The organism is Coleofasciculus sp. FACHB-712 (genome assembly GCF_014695635.1).
Lineage (GTDB): Bacteria > Cyanobacteriota > Cyanobacteriia > Cyanobacteriales > FACHB-T130 > FACHB-T130.
Genome location: NZ_JACJOQ010000079.1, coordinates 1 through 9,286 on the forward strand (window position 1 = coordinate 1; position 9,286 = coordinate 9,286).

Below are 9,286 nucleotides of genomic sequence, written 5' to 3' on the forward strand. Positions count from 1 at the left end.
GCTTCCCGCGCCGCCGCTAGCAAATTCAAGGCACTTTCACCGTGTCCTTGGAAAGCATAGGGCGAAGTCCGAGGCTTATAAGCACCGCCGCGCAAAAACTGCGCTCCCGCCGCCTTAACTCGACGTGCGGTTTCAATAATCATTTCTTCGTTTTCAACCGAACAAGGGCCAGCCACCACTACTAAAGGATGGTGTTCGCCAAAAGTGACATAACCGTTAGGCGTTGATACAACAACTTCGCTAGCTTCACCGTGACGATAATCGCGGCTTGCCCGTTTAAAGGGCTGCTCAACCCGCAGAACCTGTTCAACCCAAGGGCTAATTTCTTGCATCTGGAGGGGATCTAAGTCAGCCGTCTCACCAACCAGACCTAATACCACCTTATGCTTCCCAACTATTTTTTCTGGTGTCAGTCCCCAAGTACCGAGTTCGGCGCTAACGCGCTCAATCTCAACCTCTGGAGTGCCAGCTTTCATGACTACAATCATTTTTCCAAATCCATAATTCGGTTGTTTATCTGCCGAATATCTCCTTTTTCAAAAGTCACCAGAGATAATACTTCTCTAGCTTTGCCTAGATAGACCGCCGAGTTTATCTCTCCAGCAAAAAATGAAAATAGCCTGGGGTTCAAACCCCAGGAAAGAGCGAGACCGATGGCAATCGTCCTCTAAACAACTTATAAGTAAAACTCACCTTTGAACTGCTGGTATTTGCGCGGGATTTATGAATCCTTTTGCCCAGCAGAGCGCCATGCTGCTGTCATCCGTCCCCAGTTCGTGGTGAACTCGTTCCAGCCGATTTTACTACCCGGTCTCTCTTCATCCCAGGAGGCTGAGAGAACCCCGTAACTTAATCCCAGAACGCCCAACCCAAAGAAGCCCATACTCACAAGTACAACTGCGGCGTTGGGCAACTTGAACCAGTGCTGGCTAACCACGACATAACTGACAATAAAAGTCAAAATGCCTAAAGCGCTAGGAATTCCACAAAAAAGAGCCATCCGGCGAGCCATGCGTTTGCTCACCACCTCTGGGACTGCCGAAGATTCGAGCTTTCTTGGAGAAGGCTCTTGACCTTCCTTTTTGGCAGTGCTTGGGGTTGTTGGTTGGTTTTTCGCTGGTTTTTTGCGATTCTTCTTAGCGGGTTCAAACGGTAAGCGATTCCGTTGGGATTCTTCTGAAGACATAAGTTTATCGGCGGTTTAACCGCGAATACCCAGGCGACCAATCAAGGCTTGATAACGAGGTCTATCTTCCTTTTGCAGGTAGGACAAGAGACGCTTTCTGGTACCAATCATTGTCAACAAACCTCGCCGGGAAGCATGATCCTTCTTGTTGGCTTTGAGGTGAGTGCTGAGACGATTGATGCGTTCTGTCAGCATCGCAATTTGGAGATCCGTCGAGCCAGTATCAGTTTCGTGAACCTGATACTCCGTCATAATTTCGTGTTTACGCTGTTGCGGCAGAGTCATGGATAAAGTCTATTTTTAGAATGCAGCAATCTCTCATATTATCATCTGATTTGGAAATCGGTGATGGAGAATCGGGAATTGCGAATCAATTGGGAATTTCCGATGTCTGTGCCTGTGTCTCTATCTGTGCGCCAGACGCGATATAGGTTGTTTCTACAAGTTGCTTGGCGACTTTGTTTGCGGCTCGACGTTCATCTAACCAACGTTGCAAAATCAAAGCTGCCGCCTTGCGGTCAATTAGAGGCTTATTTTGGGAGAGCGATCGCCTTTCTGTTTTCAGCAGTTCTTCTGCCTCATAAGACGTGAGCCGCTCATCCATATATTCCAACGGTAACTGGAGAGCCGCTGCCACTCTTGTCGCAAATTTCTGCACCTGCTGCGCCTGAAACCCTAGAGTTCCATCCATTGCATAGGGTAAGCCGACGACCAGAACTTGCACTTGTCGCTCCTCAACCAGGCGTCGCAGTTGCTCAATATCCCGCTCAAAAGATGTGCGTTCGATCGTAGCGATTCCGGTGGCAATCAATCCAGTGCCATCGCAACCAGCTACCCCAACCCGCTTTTTACCGACATCCAAACCCAGTGCCGAGATTCTCTCCATTCTCTTCTCCCCGCTCTGTGCGGCTAGCTTTCGTGGCATCAAGGGATTGGGAATTTAGCACGATTCCCCCTTTTGGAGGCAACGTCACAGAGGACGATAAATCCTTCTGCGGTTCTACCTGCGGCTTCTTATGCTTCGACTTCAGCCAAGACATCCGCCCCGGTACTGCTTTGCGAGCGGGTTGGAGACCCTGAAGCATTTCCGCCAACTGTAGCCCTTCTAGGGAAATGGGCTTTGCCTCCCGCAGCTTGTGCCACACAGAACGAGACATCAGGAGCGAGTGGGAGATTCGTTCTGCCCCTAATTGTTCCAAATATTCTTCTCGTTCTGGCTGATAGTCGGCTGAAGCCAGTTGTAACGATTGAGAAGGATAATCCTTAGCCATCCGAGCCATTTGGGAAAGTAGCTCCGGGTATAACCAAGTGTAGGCTGGGTGTACGGTCAACTCAGCGACATGGGGTTGGGAGCCATCGCGGGACAGAAAAATTTGAAAATAGCCAATTGCTGCCTTGCGCTGCGGTTCAAATACGTAACCACTAACGCTAACCGTCTTGCCAATCCATTGCTTCAAGCTGGTGAGAAACCCGCCAGCGAAGCTAGTTTTGAAGTCATGGATGTGACGGTCATAAACTTGGCGTAGCAGCGGCGGCATTGACACCGTATCGAGTTGATAGAGTAACTGGGCATCAGCATTGCTGACTGGGAGAAGATTGGGTAAATCCGGTTCGCGCTCTTGCAGTGACGAAAGCAGCTCTGGAGCGATCGCCCAATAAGTCAGCTGAGCTAAAGGTTGAAACCCATTCTGGCGGTAAAGAGCCAGTGTTGCTTTGTTGTTAACATTGACTTCCAACACCCAGGTACGCGCTTCCAAGATTGACTCAAAGCAATAACGTAAAAGCTGCGAGCCAACTTCCGCCGGTACCCCTGTCTCCAAAACTACCTGCTCAACCCGCCAAGTGCTGCGCGTGCGGTTGAACGGTGAAACCTGGATCGTACCGCGAACTTGGTTATCCTGCTCCGCGACATGAACGCAAAAAGTGTGCTGACAAGGATTGGGAAACCAGCTCAAGAACTTCAGCGGGCCAAACCAGGGTCGAATTTGATGAACTTTTCTACCCAGATTGTCCGTTGAGTAAATTTGGTCTCCTGCGTCAAAATCTTCTGCGGCTAGCCGTTCCAGCGCATCTAGATCGCGGTATTGAACGGGACGGATCGCAATTTTGGTTTCTTTAGGCAGAAATGAAGTCATGTTAAGTACATGCGCCATGAAGCCGATAGGGTCGAGCGAGTTGCTCTTGGAGAGCAAGCCCAGCTTAAAAACGCAACCAATAGGTTTTTAGTGAAAAAGCCTTTTAAGTGTTGCTGCCAATATCTTAACTGCTTTCCCCTACTGACCGCCGACCAGGAAGAGCCAAAAGCCGACTGGCGAAGAATTTATTTGATTGTCGTTTTTTTCTTTCTAAGTCCTTCTCTGGAAGTCTGGAGTCCAGCAGCAGCCTTGAACTTCGGAGCATTCCAAAGGTTGATCGAGGTCGCTGTGCTAACGGGTGAATTGGACTTCTGACACGAGATTGGGAGACTTCCAACTAAATTTGGACTCTTAAGCCACGACTAACGACGACAGCCGCACAAGCATGGGGTTATTTGACAAACATTTGTAAACTACTATTAAGAACATACAGAAGTAAGAATTCTGCAATGAAGCAACTTGTCACTGTCGAGCGTTTCTGCCTGATTGGTCATATTGTAACGATGGTTTTTGGACTGGCGGGGCTGGTGCTGGTCGTACCCCATCCTGAAATAATTATGAGTTTAGGGGAGACTGGGCAGACTGCATTCCAGTGGAGTATGGCTTGGGGTGGCGTGGTGAATATCGTCTTGGGAACGGTCGCCGTTGCCATTTATGCCTATAGAAAGTTAGGACTGTGGCACTGGCTGACTTTCATGTTGCCTGCGGTGTGCCTGTCCTTGGGAAGCGAATTGCTGGGAACCAGTACAGGCTTTCCATTTGGGGACTACAGCTACCTGAACGGCTTGGGGTATAAGATTGGTGGACTGGTACCTTTTACCATTCCCTTGTCCTGGTTTTATATGGGATTGGTTTCTTATTTAATTGCCTGCGCGGGTCTAAAAACTCGGCAACATCCGAGCTTGGTTCGCTATGTAGGTGCGATCGCTGTAGCTGCTATGATGTTCACCTCTTGGGACTTTGCGCTGGAGCCAGCGATGAGTCAAACAATGGTACCTTTTTGGTATTGGGAACAGCCAGGAGCCTTCTTTGGCACACCTTACGGAAACTATGCCGGTTGGTTTGGCACTAGCTCGCTCTTTATCGGTGTGGGAGCAATATTGTGGAGAAAGACGCCAATTTTATTGGATCGTTCTGGGCTAGGTTTCCCGCTCATCATCTATCTAAGTAACTTTGGTTATGCAGCCGGATTGAGCTTGGCAGCTGGGTATTGGATACCCGTCTCCTTGGGCGTTCTGGTCGGTGTCATTCCAACTTTGACCCTCTGGCAAATGGCACAACCCGCAGAGATTCGCGAATCCACAACGGAAACTCCTGCGAGTTTGAAGCCAGAAATTCCAGTGACTCAAGTCAAAGTGGCGGTGAAGTGAACGTCGATTGGTTAACACTCCAGAGCGCACTATCGCTGCTGCTGCTACTCGTTCAGGCACCAGCAGTAGCGATCCTGCTCTCGCGTCTATTGAAAGGGCCGTCTCGGCGATCGCCCGTTCAACCCAATACTGCCACGCCCGAACTCTTAGGTGCTGTCAGTGTCGTGGTTCCGACTTTAAATGAAGCGGAGCGAATTAGCCCAGCGCTGGCTGGGCTAACCCGCCAAAGCTACGAAGTCCGGGAGATTATCGTTGTTGATAGTCGCTCCCAGGATGGAACTCCAGAGTTAGTTAAAGCGGCACAGCAGCAAGATCCCCGGTTTCGCTTAATGACGGACGATCCTTTACCGCCTAGCTGGGTGGGGCGTCCTTGGGCTTTACATACCGGATTTTTGCACAGCTGCGAGCAGAGCGAGTGGATTTTGGGAATGGATGCCGATACTCAGGCGATTCCCGGTTTAGTTGCCGGTTTGCTCAGGACAGCGAAAGAAGAGGGTTATGACCTAATCTCCCTGTCGCCGCAATTTATCTTGAAATATCCAGGCGAGTGGTGGCTGCAACCAGCACTCTTGATGACCCTACTTTACCGATTCGATCCGGCGGGTACAAATACTCAAGATCCGGAGCGGGTAATGGCGAACGGTCAGTGTTTCCTGTGCCGTCGCTCTGTTTTGGAGGCTGTAGGGGGTTATACCAGCGCCCGAAGTTCTTTTTGCGACGATGTAACCCTTGCTCGCAATATTGCCTCCCGTGGGTTCAAGGTGGGCTTTCTGGATGGAGCCAAGGTTTTGAAGGTAAGGATGTATGAGGGGGCAGCCGAAACTTGGAAAGAGTGGGGGCGATCGCTTGACCTAAAAGACGCTGCTTCCAGGGGTCAGATATGGGGGGACTTGTGGCTGCTATTCGCCGTTCAGGGTTTACCTCTACCCGCGTCCTTGGTTTTACTCAGCTGGCTGGTGATGGGAACTTCGACACTCCCAGTGGTAGCTGCTGTCGGGTTAAATTTATTTCTGCTATTGATTCGGTTTGCATTGCTACTCGCGATCGCGCCTTCTTATGAAAGCAAAGTACAAACCCCCGGCTTTAGGGGATCGGAAACAGGTAAACGGGAAAGGAACTTTGACTTTTTACTTTTACCTGTTTACTTTTATCTTTCCCCTCTGGCAGATCCTTTAGCTGTGCTGCGAATTTTTCTGTCTGCTATCCGTACTCCTAAGCAATGGCGCGGTCGGAGTTATGGATAGTTTTGAGTTTTCAAGCAAAGGGGTAATGAGAGTGATGAGTGTTGGATTTTGAGCGATCGGAGAGTTCTTTAATTCAAAACTCAAAACTCAAAACTCAAAACTCACAACTTTTTCCCAATTCCCCAAAACCAAAACTCATTTAAGAATCGAAATTACTGTTAACCGCATCTACCCGTTCTAGCTGCCAAAGAATTTGATTGCCCTCACGGCGAACCCGCGACACAATCCAGTTACGCCACCCCCAGTGGTCTCCGCGACTGGTGACAGCGCTGGCATTGACATCCATCAAGTCAGCTAATTCAGAGCTAGTAATTAGGTAGCCTTTAGCAGCAATTTCGTCAGCCACGTGGAGAGTTTCTATCAGATTACGCAGCTGGGCGACTCTCACCTCACGGGGCAGATTGTCCTGAGAATCAAGAGCAGATGGAGTAGTAGAATCTACCATGACTAGGCCGAGGTTAGGAGGGTCAGAAGATAAGTCACTCGATTGTATCGTTTTGTTATCAATAGAATTAGTGGCGGGTGAAACAATTGACTCTTCTGCTATGGGTTGTTGCAGCGAAGGAGTCTTCCCCGTCGCAAAAGCCCGCGCGATCGCATCGCAGCGCTCATTCCCCTCATTTCCTGCGTGACCCCGGACATACCGCCACTCGATCCGGGGAAGATTGAGTTCATCGAGTATTTCCCAGAGATCTTGGTTGAGGACGGGTTTCCCTTCTGCCGTCTTCCAACCCTTCTTTTTCCAGCCTTTCACCCATTTGGTTACGCCATTTTTCAGGTATTCGCTATCGGTGTAGAGGGTGATGGGTTCTTGTTGTCCGAGGCCGTTCACGAGTTTCAATGCGCCGATTGCGGCTTGCATTTCCATCCGATTATTAGTGGTTGCCGGATCGGCGTCGCCCATTTCATAGACCGAACCATCGGTGAAATAGACAACAACACCCCAGCCTCCAGGACCTGGGTTGCCGACGCAGGCACCATCGGTATAGATACTTTGGATTGTCCGAGTCAAGGGCATGAAAGTGGTTTTGCGAGGTTGAATGGTTATTGTACAAAAAACGGGCAGCTCCAAGCGAGGGAAAGCTGCCCTATCAGATTATTCAGGATTCTTCAGAGGGTTGTCCTAAAGATTGCTGGAGTTGCAGAAGGTCTTGCAAAATCTCTTGATGCAACTCTGGAAAATCGGCTTCGGGGAGGCTTGATAGCACCTGTTCGTACTCGATTATGGCTTTTTGGCGCAACGGATTGGGTTCTGGATTAACTTGCGATCGCTCATAGTAAGCATTGCCAATTGCTTGATGCAATCTGCCCCAACCTTCTGGGTGAGTGTCTTGAGAAACGTACTTCAACCCTTCCTCATAGCTTGCCAATTGACCTTCATCGCCGCGCTGGTTCAAGGCTGGATTATTTTGAGCGACCTTACTTAAGGAACTCAGTAAGGGGTCCAAACTCGCTGAAAGAAGCGCCGACTTGCCGCGACCGATCCAGGAGTCCCAGTCATCCGGTTTGAGTTGCAAAGCTTGGTCGTAGCTGGCGATCGCTTCCTCATATCGAGCTAAGCGGTGTAGGGTCTCGCCTCTTACCATCCAGACTTCTGAATAGTTGGGTTGGAGTTGCAGAACCCGGTCAAAACTAGCCAGCGCTTCCTCATAGCGGTTCAAGTTTTCCAGGGCTAATCCCCGATTGTAGAAGGCTTCTGGGTCGTTTGCTTTAATTTCTACTGCCTTGTCAAAGCTAGCGATCGCTTCTTCTAAACGGTCTAAGTCCTGGAAAGTATTGCCTTGGTTGTTCCAAGCTTCGTAAAAGTCGGGTTTAATTTCTATCGCCCTGCTAAAGCTGGCGATCGCATCTTGCAACTGTCCTAAATTTTTCTGCATCACGCCTCGGTTGTTCCAGGCGATATAATTATCCGGGCTAAGCGCTAAGCAACGATCGTAGCTAGCGATCGCATCTGACAATTCTCCAGCACTGGCTTGCTGATTGCCTTGATTAAACCAAGCTTCGGCTTCCTCTGCACTCGATGGATTTTCTGCTTCCTCGGCGCTGGATGGATTTGCCGCATTGAATTGATTCACCAATGCTTGCACAATGACTTGCGGATCGGTGGTCTCAATTTGCAGTTGTTCGGAAATTTGCTGAAGTAAACCGCTATCCTGCTGCAACATCACCAACAACTCATCTAGGGTGACTGTTTTGAGTTCTCCGCCTTCCTCACCTTCCTCACTAACTGCGGGGACTTCCTCCTCCGGCGCGTCGAACTCCTCGTATTCATAGATAGAAGAGACGGGTGGGGGGTTTACTGCTCGTGCCGGAGCGTTTCTCGTCAGCAGTTGCATCCCAATATCATAAGAAACTTCCCCGATTTCTCCGCAGCCCACCTGACCAAGCTGCACCATTCGCGCCGCTAACTCATTATTAGGTGCAGGGGAAGCTAATAATCTTTCCCCAAAGCGGTTCAGCCACCCCACCCATAGGGATGATTGACCGCGATCGCCCAGAGATTCAAAAAATCGTAAAACCCGGTCTTGCTGCCAGCCATGCGCGACACCTTCGAGCAGTTGGCTGTACAAAAATTCATAATCTGTATCCGTCAGGGGTTTAGGGGGTTCCGAGCGAACCGAGGCGGTTGTTGGGTTTCGCCTGCCGCCCGTTCCAAATAAACGCTGAAACCACCTTACCAGCGATCGCCATAGTTGCTTGAGCATTTGCTAGAGTCCCCCCGCCCTTACTTTCTCAGATTTTATCTAACGGGCTTGAACAGTTTACTGGCTATTATGAGCTTTTGATCGGTTAACCGTAATGTTTGCTTTCCAGAAAACCACACCAAGTCTCTGAAGACAACCAGAAGGCGATCGCATCCGGTTCGACTAGAGCAACACGTTACACTTTTATCGACACCTCTGTCGCTTGTCTAGCCTGACGAATCCCTGCCGTGACCTACCAACCCCTACATCACAAGTATCGCCCTCAGACGTTCGCGGATTTGGTGGGACAAGAAGCGATCGCCCACACACTCCGCAACGCCATCCGCACCGAACGGATTGCCCCCGCCTATTTATTCACGGGTTCTAGAGGAACGGGCAAAACCTCCAGCGCCCGGATTCTGGCAAAGTCGCTGAACTGTCTTCAGAATAGTCAGCCGACAGAACAACCTTGTGGTGTTTGTCCTGTTTGCCAAGGAATCGCCAAAGGTTCAGCGCTGGATGTAATTGAAATCGACGCCGCTAGCAACACCGGCGTGGACAATATCCGGGAGATCATCGAACGCGCCCAATATGCCCCCGTTCAGTGCCGCTACAAAGTGTATGTGATTGACGAAGTTCATAGTCTCAGTTCAGCTGCGTTCAATGC

At 50.0% G+C, this 9,286-nt stretch carries 9 protein-coding genes and 1 pseudogene; 3 read left to right on the forward strand and 7 right to left on the reverse strand.

What is annotated here, in order from left to right:
- From H6F50_RS01915 to H6F50_RS01935, 5 genes and pseudogenes are all read right to left on the reverse strand, one after another.
- Positions 1-488, reverse strand: a pseudogene (locus H6F50_RS01915) (3-deoxy-7-phosphoheptulonate synthase); the annotation flags it as partial.
- Positions 489-721: 233 nt separating this feature from the next.
- Entirely contained in the window at positions 722-1,186 is a 465-nt protein-coding gene (locus tag H6F50_RS01920) for a PAM68 family protein (protein WP_190425690.1), read from the reverse strand.
- Between the two features lie 15 nt (positions 1,187-1,201).
- Complete coding sequence (gene rpsO / locus H6F50_RS01925; RefSeq protein ID WP_190415339.1) at positions 1,202-1,471, reverse strand: 30S ribosomal protein S15; 270 nt, start codon at positions 1,469-1,471, stop codon at positions 1,202-1,204.
- Positions 1,472-1,556: 85 nt separating this feature from the next.
- A complete protein-coding gene (gene ruvX, locus H6F50_RS01930; RefSeq protein WP_242028862.1) occupies positions 1,557-2,072 on the reverse strand; it encodes a Holliday junction resolvase RuvX in 516 nt (171 codons plus the stop codon).
- Positions 2,035-3,321, reverse strand: a complete 1,287-nt coding sequence (locus tag H6F50_RS01935; protein WP_190425696.1) for a GNAT family N-acetyltransferase — start codon at positions 3,319-3,321, stop codon at positions 2,035-2,037. The genes ruvX and H6F50_RS01935 overlap by 38 nt, the downstream gene beginning before the upstream one ends.
- 449 nt (positions 3,322-3,770) lie before the next feature.
- On the opposite strand from H6F50_RS01935, the gene cruF reads away from it, so the two are divergent.
- On the forward strand, positions 3,771-4,691 hold the full coding sequence (gene cruF, locus H6F50_RS01940) for a gamma-carotene 1'-hydroxylase CruF (RefSeq protein ID WP_190425699.1): 921 nt from the start codon (positions 3,771-3,773) through the stop codon (positions 4,689-4,691).
- Positions 4,688-5,935 (forward strand): 2'-O-glycosyltransferase CruG, encoded by a 1,248-nt coding sequence (gene cruG, locus H6F50_RS01945; RefSeq protein WP_190425702.1) that lies wholly within the window; start codon positions 4,688-4,690, stop codon positions 5,933-5,935. Before cruF ends, cruG begins: the two co-directional genes overlap by 4 nt.
- A 139-nt stretch (positions 5,936-6,074) precedes the next feature.
- Here the strand turns inward: cruG and rnhA are convergent, their stop codons facing one another.
- Positions 6,075-6,953: a ribonuclease HI gene (gene rnhA, locus H6F50_RS01950; RefSeq protein WP_190415328.1), complete on the reverse strand. Its 879-nt coding sequence runs from the start codon at positions 6,951-6,953 to the stop codon at positions 6,075-6,077.
- Between the two features lie 82 nt (positions 6,954-7,035).
- Positions 7,036-8,640: a tetratricopeptide repeat protein gene (locus H6F50_RS01955; protein WP_190425705.1), complete on the reverse strand. Its 1,605-nt coding sequence runs from the start codon at positions 8,638-8,640 to the stop codon at positions 7,036-7,038.
- A 227-nt stretch (positions 8,641-8,867) separates the two neighbouring features.
- Here H6F50_RS01955 and H6F50_RS01960 point away from each other — a divergent pair.
- On the forward strand, positions 8,868-9,286 hold a 419-nt coding region (locus H6F50_RS01960; RefSeq protein WP_190425708.1), incomplete at its 3' end, for an AAA family ATPase.